The organism is Virgibacillus sp., assembly GCF_013393565.1.
GTDB lineage: Bacteria > Bacillota > Bacilli > Bacillales > Amphibacillaceae > Virgibacillus > Virgibacillus dokdonensis.
In genome coordinates this window covers 1-20669 of the sequence record NZ_JABXHF010000059.1, presented here as the reverse complement: position 1 = coordinate 20669, position 20669 = coordinate 1, and the positions used below count along the sequence as shown (strand labels likewise).

The 20669-nt window shown below is 37.1% G+C and carries 19 protein-coding genes; 8 read left to right on the top strand and 11 right to left on the bottom strand.

Annotated elements, in window-relative coordinates; genetic code table 11:
* Positions 1 to 89 precede the first annotated feature (89 nt).
* Positions 90 to 989: a class A beta-lactamase gene (gene bla, locus HLX49_RS12815; RefSeq protein WP_296362341.1), complete on the top strand. Its 900-nt coding sequence runs from the start codon at positions 90 to 92 to the stop codon at positions 987 to 989.
* 120 nt (positions 990 to 1109) lie between these two features.
* Here the strand turns inward: bla and HLX49_RS12810 are convergent, their stop codons facing one another.
* The 3 genes from HLX49_RS12810 to cshA all read right to left on the bottom strand — a co-directional run bounded on the left by HLX49_RS12810 (position 1110) and on the right by cshA (position 4760).
* Positions 1110 to 2579, bottom strand: coding sequence for a PH domain-containing protein (locus HLX49_RS12810; RefSeq protein WP_296362340.1), 1470 nt, complete (start codon positions 2577 to 2579; stop codon positions 1110 to 1112).
* Positions 2572 to 3051 carry a PH domain-containing protein gene (locus HLX49_RS12805; protein WP_077702482.1) on the bottom strand — a complete coding sequence of 160 codons (480 nt, stop codon included), beginning with the start codon at positions 3049 to 3051 and terminating at the stop codon, positions 2572 to 2574. The genes HLX49_RS12810 and HLX49_RS12805 overlap by 8 nt, the downstream gene beginning before the upstream one ends.
* A 245-nt stretch (positions 3052 to 3296) precedes the next feature.
* Positions 3297 to 4760 carry a degradosome RNA helicase CshA gene (cshA, locus tag HLX49_RS12800; RefSeq protein ID WP_077702481.1) on the bottom strand — a complete coding sequence of 488 codons (1464 nt, stop codon included), beginning with the start codon at positions 4758 to 4760 and terminating at the stop codon, positions 3297 to 3299.
* Between the two features lie 501 nt (positions 4761 to 5261).
* Here cshA and HLX49_RS12795 point away from each other — a divergent pair.
* Positions 5262 to 6179 (top strand): DMT family transporter, encoded by a 918-nt coding sequence (locus HLX49_RS12795; RefSeq protein WP_296362339.1) that lies wholly within the window; start codon positions 5262 to 5264, stop codon positions 6177 to 6179.
* Between the two features lie 116 nt (positions 6180 to 6295).
* Positions 6296 to 7150, top strand: a complete 855-nt coding sequence (locus HLX49_RS12790) for a DegV family protein (RefSeq protein ID WP_077702479.1) — start codon at positions 6296 to 6298, stop codon at positions 7148 to 7150.
* Between the two features lie 511 nt (positions 7151 to 7661).
* Here the strand turns inward: HLX49_RS12790 and HLX49_RS12785 are convergent.
* The 7 genes from HLX49_RS12785 to HLX49_RS12755 all read right to left on the bottom strand — a co-directional run bounded on the left by HLX49_RS12785 (position 7662) and on the right by HLX49_RS12755 (position 13388).
* Positions 7662 to 8372 carry an alpha/beta hydrolase gene (locus HLX49_RS12785; RefSeq protein WP_077702478.1) on the bottom strand — a complete coding sequence of 237 codons (711 nt, stop codon included), beginning with the start codon at positions 8370 to 8372 and terminating at the stop codon, positions 7662 to 7664.
* Between the two features lie 327 nt (positions 8373 to 8699).
* The gene (locus HLX49_RS12780; protein ID WP_101933369.1) at positions 8700 to 9251 is read right to left on the bottom strand and encodes a hypothetical protein; all 552 of its coding nucleotides are present in this window, start codon (positions 9249 to 9251) and stop codon (positions 8700 to 8702) included.
* 47 nt (positions 9252 to 9298) lie between these two features.
* Positions 9299 to 9616, bottom strand: a complete 318-nt coding sequence (locus HLX49_RS12775) for a glutaredoxin family protein (protein ID WP_296362336.1) — start codon at positions 9614 to 9616, stop codon at positions 9299 to 9301.
* A gap of 136 nt (positions 9617 to 9752) precedes the next feature.
* Positions 9753 to 10211 (bottom strand): MarR family winged helix-turn-helix transcriptional regulator, encoded by a 459-nt coding sequence (locus HLX49_RS12770; protein ID WP_269467138.1) that lies wholly within the window; start codon positions 10209 to 10211, stop codon positions 9753 to 9755.
* A 1-nt stretch (position 10212) separates the two neighbouring features.
* The gene (locus tag HLX49_RS12765) at positions 10213 to 11628 is read right to left on the bottom strand and encodes a hypothetical protein (protein ID WP_077702475.1); all 1416 of its coding nucleotides are present in this window, start codon (positions 11626 to 11628) and stop codon (positions 10213 to 10215) included.
* A complete protein-coding gene (locus HLX49_RS12760; protein WP_237342692.1) occupies positions 11625 to 12320 on the bottom strand; it encodes an ABC transporter ATP-binding protein in 696 nt (231 codons plus the stop codon). The genes HLX49_RS12765 and HLX49_RS12760 overlap by 4 nt, the downstream gene beginning before the upstream one ends.
* 174 nt (positions 12321 to 12494) lie before the next feature.
* Positions 12495 to 13388, bottom strand: a complete 894-nt coding sequence (locus tag HLX49_RS12755; protein ID WP_077702474.1) for a diacylglycerol/lipid kinase family protein — start codon at positions 13386 to 13388, stop codon at positions 12495 to 12497.
* Between the two features lie 532 nt (positions 13389 to 13920).
* Here HLX49_RS12755 and HLX49_RS12750 point away from each other — a divergent pair.
* The 5 genes from HLX49_RS12750 to HLX49_RS12730 all read left to right on the top strand — a co-directional run bounded on the left by HLX49_RS12750 (position 13921) and on the right by HLX49_RS12730 (position 19418).
* Entirely contained in the window at positions 13921 to 14877 is a 957-nt protein-coding gene (locus tag HLX49_RS12750; RefSeq protein WP_101933367.1) for a phosphate/phosphite/phosphonate ABC transporter substrate-binding protein, read from the top strand.
* A 137-nt stretch (positions 14878 to 15014) separates the two neighbouring features.
* The gene (phnC, locus tag HLX49_RS12745; protein WP_077702472.1) at positions 15015 to 15791 is read left to right on the top strand and encodes a phosphonate ABC transporter ATP-binding protein; all 777 of its coding nucleotides are present in this window, start codon (positions 15015 to 15017) and stop codon (positions 15789 to 15791) included.
* Between the two features lie 20 nt (positions 15792 to 15811).
* Positions 15812 to 16603, top strand: a complete 792-nt coding sequence (gene phnE / locus HLX49_RS12740) for a phosphonate ABC transporter, permease protein PhnE (protein ID WP_077706814.1) — start codon at positions 15812 to 15814, stop codon at positions 16601 to 16603.
* A complete protein-coding gene (gene phnE / locus HLX49_RS12735) occupies positions 16603 to 17403 on the top strand; it encodes a phosphonate ABC transporter, permease protein PhnE (protein WP_077702471.1) in 801 nt (266 codons plus the stop codon). The genes phnE (HLX49_RS12740) and phnE (HLX49_RS12735) overlap by 1 nt, the downstream gene beginning before the upstream one ends.
* 434 nt (positions 17404 to 17837) lie before the next feature.
* Positions 17838 to 19418 carry a bifunctional metallophosphatase/5'-nucleotidase gene (locus HLX49_RS12730; protein ID WP_296362330.1) on the top strand — a complete coding sequence of 527 codons (1581 nt, stop codon included), beginning with the start codon at positions 17838 to 17840 and terminating at the stop codon, positions 19416 to 19418.
* A gap of 246 nt (positions 19419 to 19664) precedes the next feature.
* Here HLX49_RS12730 and HLX49_RS12725 read toward each other — a convergent pair whose 3' ends face one another.
* Positions 19665 to 20213 (bottom strand): PepSY domain-containing protein, encoded by a 549-nt coding sequence (locus HLX49_RS12725; RefSeq protein ID WP_164085441.1) that lies wholly within the window; start codon positions 20211 to 20213, stop codon positions 19665 to 19667.
* Positions 20214 to 20669 lie beyond the last annotated feature (456 nt).

Genomic DNA, 20669 nt, shown 5'->3' with positions numbered 1-20669 from the left:
TCCAATTTATTTTAAAGCAAGTAACGATACATCTTCTTTTGCAATAAAAACAAGCATGGAAAAATGAAGAATGGAAAGGTTTTGATAAAATGCTAAAGTACATGAAAATAATCAGCGTTTTGCTGATTACTTTTTTTGCATTTGTTGGCTGTGAAGAAAAAGAGGAACAACCCCCTAGTAAAAAGTCGACTGCAGAAACTGTAGCAATGAATGACGAAAGTGAATTCCGCCTCTTAGAAAAAGAATATAATGCAAAACTAGGGATATATGCGGTAGATACTAGTAATGGTAAAACTGTGTCGTATCAAGCTGAAGATCGATTCGCTTATGCTTCTACTCATAAAGCACTAGCTGTAGGCGTGCTATTGCAAAAATTAACTTTGCAACAACTAAAAAAAACGGTATTAATTAAAGAAGAAGATTTGGTTAATTATAATCCAATTACTGAAAACCATGTAAATAAACATATGTCATGGAAAGAACTTAGTGATGCTTCTATAAGATATAGTGATAATACTGCTGCTAATCACATTTTAAATCGAATAGGTGGCCCAAATGGGTTTAAGAAAGCGCTTGGAGACATTGGAGATAATGTGACAAACCCGGAAAGAATGGAACCAGAATTAAACCTGGTAAATCCAGGAGAAATAAAGGACACAAGTACACCAAAAGCGCTCGCCACAAGCCTGAAAGCTTTCACAATTGGAAATGTACTACCGAAAGAAAAACAAGATTTGTTAGTGGATTGGCTGAAACGCAATACAACTGGGAATCATTTAATCCGAGCAGGGTCCCCCAGAGGGTGGGAAGTTGGCGATAAATCAGGAGCCGCACCCTATGGAGTTCGTAATGACATAGCTATTATTTGGCCGCCAAATAAAGCACCTATAATACTTGCTATTCTGTCTAGCAAAGAGGAAAAAAATGCTAAAGCAGATGATAAGCTTATTGCCGAAGCGACTAAAAAAGTAATCAGCATGATAAAGTAATTTTATAACTTGAAGTTAGCAAAACAAAATTACGGTTATTTGTTTACCAATTTAGTATTGTATTGACATGCATTTCATTTTCTACACGCCATACAATTACAGTAATTTTTTCCTAAACATTCACTTTTCCTTTTCATCCTTGCTATAAGGCATGTCTTCTACACGCTTTCTGTGCGAATACCAATTTGCTAATTTATCCGCATCAGCTTCTGCCAATTCTTTTAAATAATAATGCGCCCCGACGCTATTCGTACCAAGTATTGAAACACTTAGTGTAGCTACATCCTGTTTTCGATGGAGAGCATGTTGCTTTTTTTCCATAGATTGAATACGTCTATGAAAAATAATCATCGTTTTTTTACTTATTTGTCGATATTGAAGTAGCATCCTCTTTTTTTCTAGTTGAAATCCAGTATCCCGAAAGCTAAGATAACCTAATGTAAAGGCTAAAAGTAGCACAATTGCTACAGCCCACATAAATCCAGGGAAGAATATATATACTGGAACACTAATTAAGCAGACGGGAATAAGGGATCGGAGCAAATAATAGGTTAAGCCTCTTTTTGGAATCGCATGCCAAGCTCCATCTACATGGGCATGCGTTGGCAAGATTGTTTTTAGAAATTCTTCTACTTCGGATTCCTTTAACATTGGGAATAAAACGGAAGAAAACTCATTGGCTTCCTCTGCACTACCAGCTGCTACTTCTGCAAAAACTTTTGCATAGCCGAGCGGTTGCCGAATAATACTCTCCTCTATACCGATAGCTTGTATGCGATTTAGCGGAATGGTTGTTTGCTTTTTTTCAAGTAGCCCCCTAGTTATAAATAATTCTTTTTCATGTCTTTCGATTCGAAAATTCCAAAACTTAATCATTGTACCTGCAATACCTAATAACCATAATAATAATAAAATACCTACAATAACAATTATTAAAAATGCAATACTTAATCCCACTACCCACTCTACCGTATTATCATAAAAATTATCAGGAATAAATTGTTCCATTTCTGAAACGGCAAAAGCAAATAAACCTGCTAATACTCCGATACTTCCAGATGTACTACCTGCCAAGAACAATCGTTTATTAGATATTTGGAAAAAAGGCACATCCGGTGTTTTCATAGTTTCTTCTGTCTTTTCTAAGTCGGCATCGTTTGTTTGGTAACCTTTTAATTCTGTTCGTAGATCTTCTGCTTCCGATAACTTGATAGCTGTCAATGTACCTTCAGCGCCAGAACCAGCTGTTTCAATTTGCACCTTTGCTAATTTAAAAATTCGATGCAAAACATTTGCGGATATATCAATCGACTGAATACGCCCTTTTGAAATGTATCTTTTTTTACGAATGAATATTCCTGATTCAATCCGTAGTTCGTCATTCGTAACCTCATAAGTAAAACGCCACCATGAGAGCGTACTAAAAATGGTAAACAATAACGCAAGCGCTATAAGACCTATAATCACAAAAAAGAAATGCTCTTTAGGAATGGCAATGATTGCTGCAATAAACGGTAAAATCGTTTCTCTCAGTGATCGAATAACATGAAATAAGATAAATGCTAGATGCATTCGTTTTGGCTTAGACATCTTCTTCATCCACCCTTGCAAGCTCAGAAATACGATCACGCAACAAAGAAGCATCCTCTTCATTTAACGCAGGAATTTCATGTGTCGTTGCTGCCGTGGAGATCGTTACAGTTGCCAGATCATACCGCTTTAAAATTGGACCCTGCTGTGTATCTACATGCTGTACACGCACCATTGGTACAAGCGTTCTTGACATAATTAAAATACCGTATTGAATATAGATTTCCTGTTCAAATAATTCATAACGCCATCGTCTCCAGCGAAGCTTTGGTAATATAAAAATAAATACATACGCTAAAATAATGGTTACAGCTACAGCTACCATACTATACCAAACTGGCCATTCAAAAATAATACTAACAACCAAAGCTGCAATTGCCAATAAACAAAGTATACCATTATAAATAGCTGCTGTTATCCGCCATACTTTGATGGCTTCTTTCTCTATTTGTTGTTTTGGGGGGTGTCGCATCACATTTCTCCTTTCTTTACATTCATTTTAAGAAACTTTCATCGATTCATACGGTTTTTAAGAGGAAATGGTTTCTAAAGATACCACTTTTTCTTAAATTAGGCATTTTATTTTTCCATTTAATTGGTGTTTTCTTATACGATAACCTTAAACCCATATAGTGCAGAAGCCGAACAATCAAATTACAATTGTTCGGCTTCTGTTAGATAGTATTCGCTTTGTTTATGCTCAAACCTCTTTTATCCTTACTTATCACGGTTTCTGCGTTTTTGAAAATTACCTTTTCGATTACGACTACCTTGTCCACCACGATTATTTTGTCCACGTTTACCTTGGAAACGTTTATTATTGGAACGGCGATTGTCATTCTGGTTATTTGCTTTCTTTACGCTTATTGGCGCAACAGAAGAAATCTTCACCGGCGTATCCTTTCGCTCTTTTGTCATTAACTTAAGAGCTGCAGCAATGACAGAGACAGCATCCTGATCTTCCAATAATTGATTGGCTGCTTGATGATAATCGTTTAGATCTTTTGTTTCAATCGTTTCAACAATTTTGCTTATCGTAACTTGCTGTTGTCCTTTTCGTGCATCATGGTTCGTTGGCGGTGTAAGACGCTTCATTTTACTCTTTGTTACTTTTTCAATTAATTTCAAATGCGCCATTTCTCTTGGAGTAATGAAAGAGATAGCTTCGCCTGTTCGACCAGCACGCCCTGTTCGACCAATACGGTGCACATAGCTTTCTGGATCCTGAGGGATGTCAAAATTATAAACATGCGTAACACCTGAAATATCAAGTCCTCTTGCGGCTACATCCGTTGCAACAAGCACATCTACGCGACCATTTTTAAATTTATTTAATACTGACATCCTTTTTCCTTGTGTTAAATCGCCATGGATACCTTCAGCACGGTAACCTCTAGCTTGCAAACCTTCCGTTATTTCATCTACACGCTTTTTCGTGCGGCTAAAGACAATGGCTAAATCAGGAGAATGAATGTCCAAATGGTTATTTAACGTATCAAATTTATATCTTTCCGGTATTTCAATGAAATACTGATCAATATTTTCGACCGTCATTTCTTTTGATTTTACTTTAATTTCTTTTGGGCTTTTCATTAAATTCGTCGCAATATCGCGAATTTCCTTAGGCATTGTTGCAGAGAATAGCAATGTCTGTCTTTCCTCTGGAATTGCTTTAAGAATCTCACGAATATCATCGATAAAGCCCATATTTAACATTTCATCGGCTTCATCTAATACAGTTGTGTGAATATGTTCCGTCCGAATTGTTTTGCGACGCATATGATCCAATAGCCTTCCAGGAGTTGCAACTACAATTTGTGGACCATCTTTAAGCGAACGAATTTGTCTCTCCATTTGTTGCCCACCATAAACGGCGAAAGCACGAACTTTTTTAACCTTGCCAAGACGATTTAATTCCTCGGCTACTTGAATCGCTAATTCTCTCGTTGGAGCAACAACGAGACCTTGAATTTTACGTGCTCTTGCATCTAATTTTTCAATCATAGGAATACCAAAAGCAGCTGTTTTTCCTGTACCTGTTTGCGCTTGTCCAATTACATCATTGCCTTCTAAAGCTAGTGGGATAGTCTCTGCTTGAATTGGCGTTGCTTCTTCAAATCCCATTCTTTCTAATGCTTTCATAATCGGGCTAGACACACCCAGCTCTTTAAATGTTGTCACCTATTCCTCTACTCCTTTAATGTTAAGATTTTATTGTAAGAGGCCTTGGTCGCTTCTATATACTTTAGTCCTGTTCAGAGCTTAATCACAGATTAAACAATGTTCATATAATGTAGAATGCACAAAAAGTTGCGTCTATACGTAAAACATTGTTCTTCCGTTTCAAACGCCCGAACGCAAGGTAACATTTTGCCTACAATTATACTTCCATCTTCCATTCACATTTTTTATAGATTGCTCAAAAGCAACGAAAAACATAAATTGTTTCTCTGGTTATGAAACGCCATTCTTTTTATACAAAATGCGTTTTTATACTACCTAAAGTACAAAAAGGCTTCACCAGATTGGTAAGAGGCCTCACGTGAACTCATGCAAAGAATATCATAACATATTTTTATCAAGGATACTAATTTGATAAATGATTTTTTGTAAATACCATGATAGAATATATGAGATATACAGCATAACGTAAATCAACAAAATGAAGCAAGGAGGGTTAGAATGCGACTTCCTCCATTTAACCCATATATCGCTGTAGGAATTGGTGTCTTATCTGTTTCTACTTCAGCAGTATTCGTTAAATTAGCCGATCAAGCCCCTGCTGCTATGATAGCAAATTACCGTTTATTGATTGCAGTACTTCTTATGGCTCCGATCATATTGGCAAAATACCGCCATGAAATAAAGCATATTGAGCGTAAAGATTGGCTCTTATCTATTCTTGCGGGGGTGTTTTTAGCCTTCCATTTTATATTATGGTTCGAATCTTTGAACTACACATCGGTAGCTAGTTCTGTTGTTTTAGTAACGCTCCAACCTATTTTTGCTTTCTTGGGAACATATATTTTCTTTAAGGAGCGGTTTTCTTACGGAGCAATTATTAGTATGCTAATCGCTTTAATTGGTAGTATCATCATTAGCTGGGGTGATTTCCAAATAAGTGGAATGGCGCTATTTGGTGATATCTTGGCATTATTAGGAGCGATCACTGTAACAGGATATTTTTTACTTGGACAGCGCGTACGCAGAAATCTTTCTTTAATGACCTATACATTTGTTGTGTATGGTGTAAGCTCTATTACTTTAATCATTTATAACTTATTAGTTGGAAACGCATTTACTGGTTATCCAATGGACCATTGGTGGATTTTTATCGCTCTAGCGATTATACCAACCTTTTTTGGACATACGTTATTTAATTGGGCATTAAAATGGCTAAGCACCTCTACGATCTCGATGGGCATTGTCTTTGAGCCAATCGGCGCTTCCATTTTAGCATATATTATTTTAGGCGAAAAAGTTACCGCTTCGCAACTATTAGGAGGAACCATTGTCCTATTTGGGTTATTTTTATTTATATTAAGCACGAACAGGAAAACAACTTTAACTATCTCTAAAAAGAAGCAACAAGATGATTAGAAAAACTTGCCTTATCGTCTTTAAAATGGATGCTCTTGTTTTTTAATCACAAATTATAGAATGCAATATTCTTATAGTGTAAGAACAACACAGAAAAAAGGGAAGGATGAAACCTTATGAACATGCAATTAATGACCGATGGTGGAGCGGATATACCTGAGCGTTTATTAACCAAAACAAATATTATTCAAGTGCCACTCTATTTACATTTTAGTGATGGACAATATAAAAGCGGAGTGGATTTAGACACCCCATCCTTTTATCGAAAAATGGCTGAAACCAATGAATTACCTAGATCTTCAGCACCAAGCCCACATGATTTTTACACAGCTTACAAACAAATTGACCAAGATGTTCCTATTTTAATGCTTAGTTTGACGAAAGGGTTAAGCAGCACCTATGAAAACGCAGTTGCTGGTATGAAATTGTTGCTTGAAGAAGACCCCGAACGTAAGATTGCCGTTATTAATACAAAAACCGCTTCTTGCGGGATCGCTCTGTTGCTTCATGAAGCTATTTCCAAAATAGAAGCAGGCTATTCCTTTTCCCAATTAGTGGAGCACCTAGAGGAACGAGCAGAACAAACTGCTACATTATTTGTATTAAAGACGTTGGAAAACCTTATTCAAGGCGGACGTCTTGATAAGGTAAAAGGTAAAATTGCTAAAACATTAAATATTAAACTACTAATGCGTGCAAGTGAAGACGGAGCTATTGAAGTGACGGAAAAAGTGAGAGGAGATAAAAAATCCATTCGCCGATTTATCGATCAAATTGGTGAATATACAAAAAATGTGGAGGATAAAGTGATTTCCTTATCGCACTGTAATGCAGAAGGACGTGCTAAGAAAGTGCTAAATGAAATAAGAGAGGCTTATCCATTTAAAGATGCACTCATCATGGAAACTGGTCCGTTAATATCCACATATGGTGGAGAAGGTGCTCTCGTTATTTCTTTTTTCAAGCATTAGGTTAGAAAAACTTGGCTTGCCGCCAAGTCTCATAGCGGAAGCCTTAGTTTTTCTTATACTATAATCCTCAAAATTTTATACTTTCCTATAGTGGAACAAAGGCTCAGGGCGCCCGTTTAGCAACGTAGCGACTGGAACGAATCAACTAAAGTTTTAGGAATCATGCCACTAAAACAGGGGTATGCCGACGCACTAAGGCAAGCCCGTTTTTAGTCGGCCTTCCTATTTAGCACGAACCGATGATGACTTAGCTTAGGGCAATGGAGTGAAGTCGCCTCGTTGCTGGGCGCTTAAGCCGGACGTGGCTATTCCGTTAAAATCGGTATCCCAAAGCAACAAATTTTATACTTTCTTATCTCTCAAGGAAAGCATGAGAGCCCACTACTGTTTAATAAGTTTATACTCTAGACTCTGTTTGTCCCATTAAACAGGCTCTAGAGTATATTATAGGAAGCCGTCATCCCTTACATGGATGCAATGAAAAATGCACAATTGACCACAAAGCCCTTTCCTAATAGGTAAATGTAGGTGATCTTGATGACTGCAAGAAGGCATGTACGATTTTGTTTAATGTATCTTTGTCATCTCCTAAACAGATTAAGTGCTTAGAACGCTCGAAAAAGACCACTTCCTTTTGCTCCGATGTAATTTCTTTATTTAAGTAATAGGCTGTTTTATATGGTACCATTCCGTCTTGCTGCCCTTGAGCAATTAATACTGGCGATTTTATTTTATTTAAGTACCTTCTAGTAAACCGAACTAACTTTAAAAATTCAATATTAGCGCGAAAAGGTACTGTCCCTAGTTTTCTTTTATAGTGCAGAAACAGTTTATTCTCTCCTAATTTCCCTGTCACAGCATCTGTAAGGAAGCCGCCTACGTCTTTTCCAATCTGCTTTAATGACAAATATTTTCCAGAAGTAGCTAGAAGCACTAGCTTCTCGATTTGATACTTCGCTGCTAAGTAAGCCGCAATCATCCCTCCCATGGAAAAACCGATAAGATAAACGGTATCATACCTTTTTTGTAGTTGCAGCAGTGCTTGTTCTGCAGCTTCGAGCCATTCGTCATGAGATACATGCTGTAAGTTCAAGTTTCGACCATGGCCTGGTAACGTGGGGACAGCAATATGCCAATTGGTTTGTTTTGTTAAATAATCCGCAAGTGGTTCTACTTCATAAGGACCCCCAGTATATCCGTGAATAATTAAACAGGCTACCATCTTTACGTTTCTCCTTTCTGTTCTATTCTTTGTTTCCCCTTTTCTTACCAAAAACATGCTTGATGATTATTGGAAATTTTTAAAGGAACAAAGGCTCGGGGCGCCCGTTTAGCAACGTAGCGAGTGGAACGAATCAACTAAAGTTTTAGGAATCACGGTGAGGAACGAACCGATGATGACTTATCGTAGAACGATTTCGTGAAGTCGCCTAGTTGCTGGGCGCTGGAGCCGGACGTGGTTAAATAACTTAGTAAGTTTATCCACAGCTGCTAAATTTTATAATTTCCTAGACGAATAAAAAGCTGATGATGTTGGCCACCAGCTCTTTTATCTAAAGGTTTTGATAAGTGATCCAAATTGCTTAACGATGGGAGAGACTTGATGATACGTATTAGCCAACTGACCTACTGTTGATAACATTTTATCCAAATCAAAAGATTGCCCAGGAGCAGTTGATTGTTGTGTTTGTTGCATATTCGCCTCTTGCTCCATATTTTGTGAGCTTTGCATACCCATTTGTTGCATACTCTGTAGCGGAGGTTGCCCATTTAAACCTTCCTGCATACCTTGTGGCGAAGGTTGCCCGTTTAAACCTTGGTGCATACCTTGTGGCGAAGGTTGCCCGTTTAAACCTTGGTGCATACCTTGTGGTGAAGGTTGCCCATTCCATCCATGGTACATATGTTGTTGGGATGTTTGAAATTTACTTTCAGGCCAGCTCATTGGCTGTTGAGGCTTAGCAAAGGAATCATAGGGAGATTGGTATGGTGGAGACAAATACGGTTGAGAATGGATGGACGCTCCCATATTCGCTGTAGCAAAAGGATCAGGACGTTCATCATAAACTTCTCTATAATTAAAATAAGGCCGATAATACATAAGAATCCACACCCTCTACACCTTTTTTTACAGCGTATGCTATTTTACTAAAGCCTGTGATCGTTGTTTTTTTCTTCTATATACCCATCAAACAAAGAACTATAATGCGTTATTTCTTTATTTATGATACCTAAACAATACTTTAATTTATTTTTTTGAAATCCTAATATTGGTTCTTCTTTACCAGCAATAAATATTGTGGGGGTACCAAATACTCCAAAACTCTGTAATTCTTTCATATTCGATGGATTTTCATTTACATTTTTCGTTTGATACATAATCGTCCATTCTTGTAAGAATTCTATTACTTCTTCACATGCTTTACAGTTCGTACTAATATATACAATCACATCAGGTTTTTCCATTGTAAAAACCCCTTCTTAGGACCATTTATCTTATACACTCATCTATTCCCTACTACAAATAATTACAAACAAAAATATGCCAATCTCATGACATAAATATTACTGAACGTCATGCTTTTGACATATTTTCTCCCTTTTATTTCACCTTATTTGCAGTACCGAGCTTTCGCAACAAGTCAATGGCCAGTTGCTTTTCTGTCTCATCTAGTCCACTTGTAATTTCTTCAATTCTTGCCCAATGACCGGGAAAAATCTCCTCCATTAACCTTTCCCCTTTTTCCGTAATGGCAGCAAATGTTACACGTCGGTCATTTTCATTAGGTATTCGTAAGATATAACGTCTATTTTCTAATTTATTGACAACATACGTAATACTCCCACTTGTTAATAATATTTTTTCCCCTATCGCTTTCAAAGTATGTGGTCCTTTATGATAAAGCAACTCCATTACTGCAAAATCGGTTAAATTTAAACCTCTTTGGTGAATATCATCCTCCACTTGTTCCATTAAACTCCGATATGCTTTTGATAATACAACCAATAACTTAAGCGAGCTATTGTTCTGTTTTTCCTTTAAAGCATTACTCTTCGTCAAATTATCCTCCCCTTGTCATGAAAAGATGGCGCTTGCCGCTTCTTCTATAAAGCAGAAACAAAAGCACAAGTGAACTTATCGTCAGAAAAGGATAAATTCCACTTAAACTTAAACATACCATAGCGACCGTCCCTAGCGTTTCTTCTACTTGTAAAACAGCTTTTTTTCTGGTCAGTGATTGGGCCATTTTCATTAGCTTTACTTCTTTCACATAACGATACGTCGTCCAAAACAGCAAAATATGGAGTGGGGTCCACCAACTAAGGTGCATAAAATAAAAAAATAGTACTGGAATAAATAAGAGTATAGCGCCTAATCGCATCCATTGTGAAAAATAATTTGTGTAATTTTTCGTGGACCATGGTAATATTTCAATGACATCATTGCTAAATCGATCTGCATAAAAACTAACTGCAATTGAAATATAAACATATAACATGACTGCAATACCGATATAGAACAACCATACTGGCATGAAAAAGAGAACTGTAATAAGTACAAATAATGTTCCTAAAGCACGAAAGATAATCGCTTGTTGTTTTATGAAATATAATTTCCATAGCCGATTATAAATTTGACCCTCCGTAGTAAATGGCAATTTGTTCTTACTACTATTTTGAAACAAAGTATATCGTTTCGGACGTTTAAATTTCGTATTTGAAGCAAAAGCCAATAACGGCATACGCCAAATAGTGTAATCATTAATTTCCGTTACTTTCGACCAATTAATATGTGAAAATACATGCGGCAACAAGAACAAATTCACCAATACAATGCAACTAATGAGTAGGGAGGCAATTAATTTTGGCTCTAGCAATGGGGTCAAAAGACTTGCGACGCCTACCAATACTATAGCTAATAAAAACAGCATCATTTTTTTAGCGAAGTGCTGCTGAAATAATTTCCATTGTGGTATAGCCATGATGATATCAAACATGATGAAAGTTACCACAAACGTAAAAATGAATAATAGGCTAAGTGGCGTTATTAGCAGGGCAACACCCGCTATTAAGCTATATATAAGTAGCCTCTTTAGCCATCTTTCTAGCAACGTTAAAAGCCAAATACTCCCTCTTGGATATGGTAATAAAGCTAATTGATATTCTGCACTGGAATATAAAACCCCTGGTTCTCGGAATGCATGAAACATAGAACGAACTGGTAAAACAATAGTCAATACCCATATCACATCTTCCGCCTGCTGCTCTAATAAAATAAAATAGTCCTTATACATAACCGCTGTATCGCTAAAGATAAACATACTTGCAAACGTATAGGCAAGTAATAAAACAAGATATACCGTCGTTGTCTTATCAAAAAGTAATTGGGACGCCTGCTTGTTTAACTTTCGCTTTTTCTTAAAGCGATGGACTCTTATGAAAAAGAAGCTTTTTAATAGGGATGGTCGACGTATCATTCATCCATTCTCCTATCAATCGTAACAAATTGATCAATTGGTCCTTGGCTATGTATTTTACCTTGTTGCAACATAATATAATTATCCGCCATTCCTTTCATGCGGTCTAATTGGTGTGTTGTAACAAGAATCGTCGTTCCTCTTGCCACCTTCTCTTTCATTAATTGCTCAAAATAATCAATTGCATAAATATCTAAACCCATAAAAGGTTCATCAATAAGTAACAACGGTGTATCAGGAAGTAGCGCACAAATGGTTTGCACCTTTTGTCTCATTCCTTTAGACAATGACTCAGGATATTCATTTAGTTTATCGGATAATTCAAATCCTTTTACCATCTCTTTTATTCGTTGGTTCATTTCATTTTTAGCCAGTTCATAACTCATGCCGTAAAGTTGGAAATGTTGCATCACAGTTAATTCCGTCAACAACATCGGTTCCTCCGGCAAATAAGCAAGTAATAGCTTACATGTTAAAAAATCATCATCCTGATGGTACATTTCATTAAATATAATTTTCCCTTGGCTTTTAGAAAGCATCCCGACAATGGCTTTTAAAAGCGTTGATTTCCCTGCCCCATTATGCCCTACAAGCGCTGTGATCGTCCCTTCCTCTAACATAAATGACGCATGATCAATCAGCAAATTCTGATCTATTTCTACCGAAAGTTCAACAACCTCTAACGTTTTCAACGGAAATCCTCCCTTTACAGCATTGCCTTACACTATTGTACGAAAATGGTTCGAAAAAAGATTCAAAAAGCTTCATTTTTCATTACAAGCAACATCCCCTAGAAGTTAGTATTTACTTCTAACTCCTAGGGGAACAAGTTCAAAACTTTATACTTTCGTTCATATGACGAGCAGTCATTTTGCTCGTATCATTTGTAAATGTTTTGGAATAATTTCCACTTCTGACGGTGTAGTAGCTATGATTTCCCCATCCATATCGATTTCTTTCTTGTTTTCAGTAGTTACTTGCAAATAAGTCGTTTGCACATACATCATTTCATTTAATTCCTTTAGTTTTTTGTTCGGATCGTTCATAGCCAATAAATCACGAAAAAAAGCAAGGTTGGAATTTTTTACAATGAGGATATCTAGTTTTCCATCGTCAGGTTGTAAACTTGAAATCGGGACTTCTTGCGTACCCAAAAACCTTCCGTTTAATGCAACAATCATTACAGCTTCCCCTGCAAAATTCTGCTCATCTGTAGTTATTTGATAGGAAAAACTTTCTGCTTGGGAAAGGCTTTTTAATGTACTCATAAAATAACTAAGTACACCGAAGTTTTTCTTTTGATTAGGATCAATATTTTGGGATGTTTCAGCAATTAAGCCAATCCCCCAAAAATTAAGAAAGTATCTGTCATCAGCCTTTCCTACATCGATCTCCACAACCTCTCCGTCTACAATGGAGGAGGCAGCTTCCCCTAATTGTTGTGGCATATGAAGTACACGACTAAAATCATTACACGTTCCCCCAGGCAATATACCAATAATAGGGCGCTTCTTTAAAGGAGAGATAGCGTTAATACATGCATGTACTGTGCCATCTCCTCCTAAAACAAGTAATACATCCACTTTAGCGGCATATCGTACACAAGCCTCTTTCACATCTTCAATGGAATCTGTCTGTAACAAATGCAATTGTTTAATTGCTAAAGATAAATTTGCAACGATTTGCGTTAATTTTGTTCTCATTTCTTCTTCATCTGCATTTCCATTATATAAAAGTACCGCAGTTTCATATTTTCTCATGAAGCAACTTCCCTTCATGCATTTCCTATTAATCCATTTTGCTATGTTTTATAAGCTGACTCATTATTCTCGCTTTTCAAGACAGCAATACCATGAAACATAGATGGTTCTACTTAAAAAATTCGCTGATCTAAAAACTACAACGCCCAAATTGTTTTTTACTAGCTATTCCCCTAAGCTCGCATAAAAAAACATAAAGTGGATGCCTTTCATCCTCACTCATTGTGAGCATCCAAGGGTATGACCTAAAAGCCGCTTACGAAAAAGGGAATTTAGATGCTATTATCTCTCACTTAGAATTGTTCAGCTCCTATCTCACATTCTTGAAGTAGTCTTACAACACCTTATCTCTGGGATAAACGGCTGACAATAAGGAAGAAATTTGCTCCCGTTTCCTATGCACAAATAAACTTAGCCATCTATATTAATTTCTTGTAAAGAAAATAAAATACATCTAGAAATTTTTTCGTAAATAGTATTTAATAAAGGTATAAGCATTTTTATTCAGTAGATAAATTTTAGGAGGGTCAAAATGAAAAAGTGGTATAGTCTTTTTATCGTCCTTGCCTTAGCATTCGTACTTGCAGCCTGTGGCGGGTCAGATGATTCAGATGGAGAAGATAACGCAAGCGGAGAAGGCAACGATAATGCGAAAGAAGAAGAAAAAGGAGAAACCCCAGATAAACTAGTCATGGGATTTGTTCCTTCTCAAGATTCTGATACAATCGCAGATACAGTAAAGCCTCTAGCTGATCGTTTAGGGGAAGAATTAGGAATTGATGTTGAAGGGAAAGTAATGACCAACTATAATGCCCTTGTAGAGGCAATGGGTTCAAACCAAGTACAAATTGGCTTTATTCCTGCTTTCGGTTACGTACTTGCTAATGAGCAATACGATGTAAATGTTATTCTTAAATCTGTTCGTCATGGTTCTGGTACATACAAAGCACAATACGTCGTACGAGCAGATTCTGACATTGAGTCTTTAGCAGACTTAGAAGGTAAAGTATGGACATATGCAGATAAAGGCTCTACTTCTGGTTACCTTTTCCCAGCATACCAAATGATGCAAGAATTTGACTATGCTTCTGGAACAGAATTAGAAAGTGATTTCTTCGGTAACACGATTGCTGCTGGTGGTCATGATAATGCAGCTATCTCTGTTTATGAAGGAGATGCCGATGTAGCTACTACATTTGACGATGTTCGCACGGAATTAGAAGAAGAATACCCTGATGTCATGGATAAATTAAAAGTCATCGAATATACGGACGAAATCCCAAATGACACAATCTCTGTAACGAAAGAATTAGATGAAGAATTAGTGACAAAAATTAAAAAAGCATTCCTATCTTTCAATGAAGATGAAGAAATGATTAAAATCATGAATGAAGTATACAATTGGGATGCGATTGACGAAGCTTCCGACGAAGAATACGAGATCGTTAAAGAGACATATCAAAAATTTAAAGATGATATCGAGCTATAAATTTCTTTGATCCTCTGAAGAATACAGCAGTATGCTCAAAATCATACTAATTACATTATGTGGAAAAAAGGGAGATGGAAACTCTCCCTTTTTTTCCAGTTTTAAAACAATCTTTCTATGATGGGGGCAATACATAAATGATAGAATTTAAAGACGTTGGGCTTGTGTACCCAAATGGAACAGTGGGTTTAAAAAATATTAATGCAACCATTAAAGATGGAGAATTTGTCGTAATTGTAGGCCTATCTGGTGCTGGAAAGTCAACATTCATTCGCAGTATAAATCGTCTCGTTACACCTACTAGTGGCGCTTTATCGATAGACAATGAAAATATACTAGATTATAAAGGTAGCGACCTAAGAAAGCTGCGCACTAAAATCGGCATGATTTTTCAAAATTATAACCTCGTAAACCGAACTAACGTTCTTAGAAATGTTCTAGCTGGTCGTTTAGGTCATACTGGAACGTTAAGATCCATTTTAAACTTATATAAAAAAGAGGATATAAGCTTAGCATATGAAAGTTTGCAACGTGTTAATATTGGAGAAAAAATTTATAATCGCGCAGACGAATTAAGTGGCGGACAACAACAACGAGTAAGTATTGCACGTGTACTTACACAACAGCCAAAGTATATTTTAGCGGACGAGCCTGTTGCTTCTTTAGATCCGCCCACTTCCCATCAAGTCATGACATATTTAAAGAAAATCAATAAAGAAGATAATATTACAACGATTGTGAACCTCCACTTTATCGATATGGCAATGGAGTATGCCGATCGAATTATTGGTATGCGTGCTGGCGAAATCGTTTTTGACGGTCCTGCATCTGAAGTTACGGAGAAAACATTTGAAGAAATTTATGGACGTTCGATACGTGAGGATGACTTACGTGGGGGGGCGAACAAATCGTGACCAAACAATCAAAACAAGAAATGACAGAGAAAACACCCTCCATTTATCCTGTAAAAACAAAACTACAAATCACGATCATCTTTTTTATCGTCATTGGTTTTTATTTGTTTAGTATATTTTGGACGCAACGGGAAATGGTCGGTGGCTTCGGCAATGCACTAGGCAATATGTACGTCGTTATTGAAAAGTTTTTTCCACCTAATCTAGAAGTTATTCCAAAGGTTTGGGGAGAAATGGCGCAAACTATCCAAATGGCAATTATAGCTACCACATTAGCAGCAATCCTGACTGTACCTTTAGCACTATTATCTGCCCAAAATATAACGACTTTTAAACCGTTATATCTCATTACAAGAACATTTTTAAATATTCTGCGCACGATCCCAGACTTAGTGCTAGCCGTTATTTTTGTTGGTTTATTCGGTGTCGGCCTGTTACCAGGAATTTTAGCATTATTTATCTTTTCTTTAGGCATACTAGCTAAATTGATTAGTGAAACGATCGAATCTGTTGATATGAATCCACTAGAAGCCATGCGTGCTTCAGGCGGGAATGTTTTTCAAGTTATTTATTTTGGGCTTGTTCCACAAGTTTTACCACAATTCACTTCCTTCGTACTCTATGTATTCGAAATTAACATCCGCGCTTCCGTCGTTTTAGGATTAGTAGGTGCAGGAGGAATTGGCTTAGTTCTGGATCAACAACTCGGTTTTTATAATTATCCTAATGCCATGGCGATTATTATTTTAATTTTTATTGTCGTTATTATCATTGAATTTATTAGCAATAAACTAAGGGAGGCTTTGATCTAATGGCTGCGTATTCTTTACCTCCTAAACAACCAAAATCAACCTTTAAAATAGTAAGACGAATCGTTATTTTCTTAGCTATCGTAGCGCTATATGTTTGGACTTTTCTTGGTATCGATATCGATTGGGGAAGAGCTTTTGAGCGAATGGTAAATAACTTCTCACGGGTTATCCCAAAACTGTTTCAACCTGATTGGTCTGCAACAAGCGAAGTTGCTGCAAAAATATGGGAGACCATATTGATTGCTTTTGCCGGCTCCTTGATGGCCGCAGTTTTAGCTATTCCATTAGGATTTTTAGCAGCTCAAAATATGACTAAGAGTAAAATCTTAACTACCATTGGAAAATGGATATTGTCAGCCGTGCGTGCATTCCCTGATATTATTTTGGCAATATTGTTCGTTGTAGCGGTCGGTCCTAACGCTTTTGCTGGTGTGTTAGCTATCGCAATTGGTTCAACAGGTATGCTCGGTAAGCTTTACTCTGAAGTAATTGAATCCATTGATATGCAAGTCATTGAAGCAATGGAGGCAAATGGGGCAAATAAAATTCAAATTTTATTTTACGGAGTTATACCACAAATTGTTCCGGAATTTTTATCCTATGCCATTTATCGATTCGAAGTCGATATTAGAGCTTCATCCATTTTAGGTATTGTTGGAGCTGGAGGTATCGGAACAATGATTATATTTGCTTCCAGCAACAGAAATTGGAATGAAATGGGATTAATTTTACTAGCCATTATTATCGTTGTTACGGTGATTGACTTTCTTTCCGCGCGAATTCGTCGGAAAATAGTATAGTTATTTCTATACAGTCCCACAGATTCCTTGTGGGGCTATTTCCCATAGTTACATGAAGAAAAGAAAGGCTCAGGGCGCATGTTTAGCAACGTAGCGACTGGAACGAATCAACTAAAGTTTTAGGAATCATGCTCCTGCAACAGGAGTATGCCGGCGCCCTCCGGCAAGCCCGTCTTTAGTCGGCCTTCCTATTTAGGACGAACCAATGATGACTTATCGTAAGACGATTCGTGAAGTCGCCTAGTTGCTGGGAGCTGGAGCCAGACATGGCTTATTGGGTTATTTTGTATACATAAGCCCCTGATTTTATACTTGCTTATCTTGTTAGAAAAACTTGGCTTGTCGCCAAGTTCTATGGCGCAAGCTATCATTTTTCTTATACGATAAACCCAAAAATTTTATTCCTATAAGTTACATGGAAAGGATGCTTACCTTTGAACAATACGTCTGTCAACGTAAGCCTTATTTATACAAGTGATATTCACGGCCACATTATGCCGATTAATTATGGCACAAATGAAGAATCTGCAAATGGACTAGCAAGATATGCAACTGCAGTTAAACAAATTCGTAGTACGCATGATAACGTCATCGTCCTTGATAATGGAGACCTTATTCAAGGCACTCCTTTAATGACGCATTATGTGAAAGAACACCCTCATGAAGTAAACCCGATCATTCAGGCCATGAACAAAATTAACATTGACGCTTCTGTGATTGGCAATCATGAATTTAATTTTGGTCAATCTATCTTACAAGCTGCAATGAAGCAATCCGATTTTCCTTGGCTCGCTGCAAATGTGTTAGATGCAGAAACAAAAGAGCCAAAATACGGTCCTCCATATATGATAAAGACGCTAAAGGACGGAATTAAAGTTGCCATTTTAGGGGTTACAACGCATTACATACCAAATTGGGAATCTCCAGAACATATTGCAGACATTCACTTTAGAGATGCATATGAGACAGTAAAAACATGGGTTCCTTCTATCCATAAAAAGGAGCAGCCTGATTTACTCGTTGTTTCTTACCATGGCGGATTTGAACGTGATATTCATACAGGAGAGGCTACAGAAACACTAACTGGAGAAAATCAAGGCTATGCCATATGTCAAATTAAAGGTATTGATGTTCTGTTAACAGGCCATCAACACCGCCAGCTTACAGGCACCGTTCATGATGTATTAGTTATTCAGCCTGGAAATAACGCCACTCTCTATGGTAAAGTGGATATTCAATTTACAAAATCTGCTGCAGGGTGGCAAATTATTGATAAGAAAGCAAGCTTGCATAATTTAGCTCAAACTCCTCCCGATCAAGAGATTGTCCATTTAACGAAAGAAGTAGAAGCCTCCACCCAACAATGGCTTGATCAGCCTGTTGGCTATATTAAAGGGGATATGACCATTGATGATCCATTGCAAGCTCGGACTCGTAAACATCCGTTTATTGAATTTATTCAAAAAGTACAAATGGAAGCAAGTGGTGCAGATATTTCTGTAACCGCCTTGTTAAACAATGACTCGAAAGGCTTTAGCCAAACCGTTACCATGCGTGATGTTGTCGCCAATTATATGTATCCGAATACGTTAGTCGTTTTGGAATTGCAGGGTGCGGATATTCGAGCCGCATTGGAAAAAAGTGCTGCTTATTTCACGCTTAATGAAAATGGTGCCATTGTGGTGAATCCAGCTTTTGAAAAACCAAAACCGCAGCATTATAACTATGATATGTGGGAGGGGGTTACCTACACGATAAATGTAGCCAAACCTATTGGAAATAGAGTGGAGAAATTATGCTATCATGGTAAGCCCATTACCGAAAAAGAGAACTATCATGTCGTATTAAATAACTACAGAGCAAGTGGTGGCGGTGATTACTCCATGTTTAAAAATAAACCTGTAGTGAAAGAAATTCAAAAAGATGCTGTAGAATTAATCCGAGCGTATTTTGAAAAAAATCAAACGGTAGACGCTACTGTAACAGATAATTTCAAGGTAACAGCTGAAGCGTAGACACTTTCAACAGATCTTTTCCTATGACGCTACTCATTATGTGTCGTTTTGTATACATTAAGACTTCTTTTAAAAGTTTAGGTGCTGTTATCTACCTCTTAGCGTTGTCTAGAAACGCGGGTGTCATACAGCACCTTCTTTAGGGATATGAACATTTCAAGCCAAGTTAAAGCTTTGGCATAAGTGTAACGATCGCACACGGATTTCGGTCGCTTTCTTGTTCCATTTACCGACTAGACATGTATCCTAATAGTCATGATCATCCTCTATTTCAATTTCTTGCTTCAGAATTTCTCCATTTTCAGCATGAATCTCAAATTCCGCTTCTTTCTTTCCATTTCTAAGCTCTATTTCATAAATAAATTGGTTATCATCTTCATCTAGTTCCATGCTCATTACTTTGCCATCAAATTGTTTCTTGGCAATGCTTTTCGCTTCTTCCATAGATATCAACTCTTCTTTAACTGCATTTATTTGCGCTTGTTCGCTATTCCCATTTTTCGTTTGATTGATTTCCTTTTTGTTTTCTTTCAACACTTCTCCGCTGTCCCCATCAAGCTCTAAATCATATTCCACATTTTTGTTTGTTACTTCCACTTCATACACTGCTTTATGGCGATCCGTCTCTAATTCAAATTCAGTGATTTGACCATCGTATTGTTCTTGCACCATACTCTTAATTTTATCTCCATCCAGCTTTGGGGTTGCTTCATCTGCATTAGAATAATATACTCCAGTACCCAAAATCGCAGCACCAGCTATTGTTCCGATAATAATCCCTAATTTCTTTTTCATTCTTATCCACTCCTTGTTTGTTGTTAGTTCTATCATAACCATAAGGAATAAGAGAACCTTGTGAACAAGATTAGAATTTGCTAAGAAAAGAATTAGTTACTAGTGAATTTGATTGTCGTGCTAAAGACCACTAGATTACTTTTTGAATTGCGTATCGAATGTTCTTCATGAATAAAGGGCTTTGCAAAGACAAGCTGGATATATGGAATCGTAGTCGGTCCGACTAAGGAATAGTAGAAAATTCGTGTTATTTGAGTTGTTGTTGCTATTTTTAGAAAAACTTGGCTTGTCGCCAAGTCTTATGGCGAATGGCATAGTTTTTCTTATACCCTAGATTGTAAAATTAAGCGAGACACCAAAAAAGACATGTCATGATATACTCAACGAATAACCAACCAAAGTTAAGGAGAGTGTATCTGACATGTCCTACACCCATCTTACCAAAACAGAACTGGT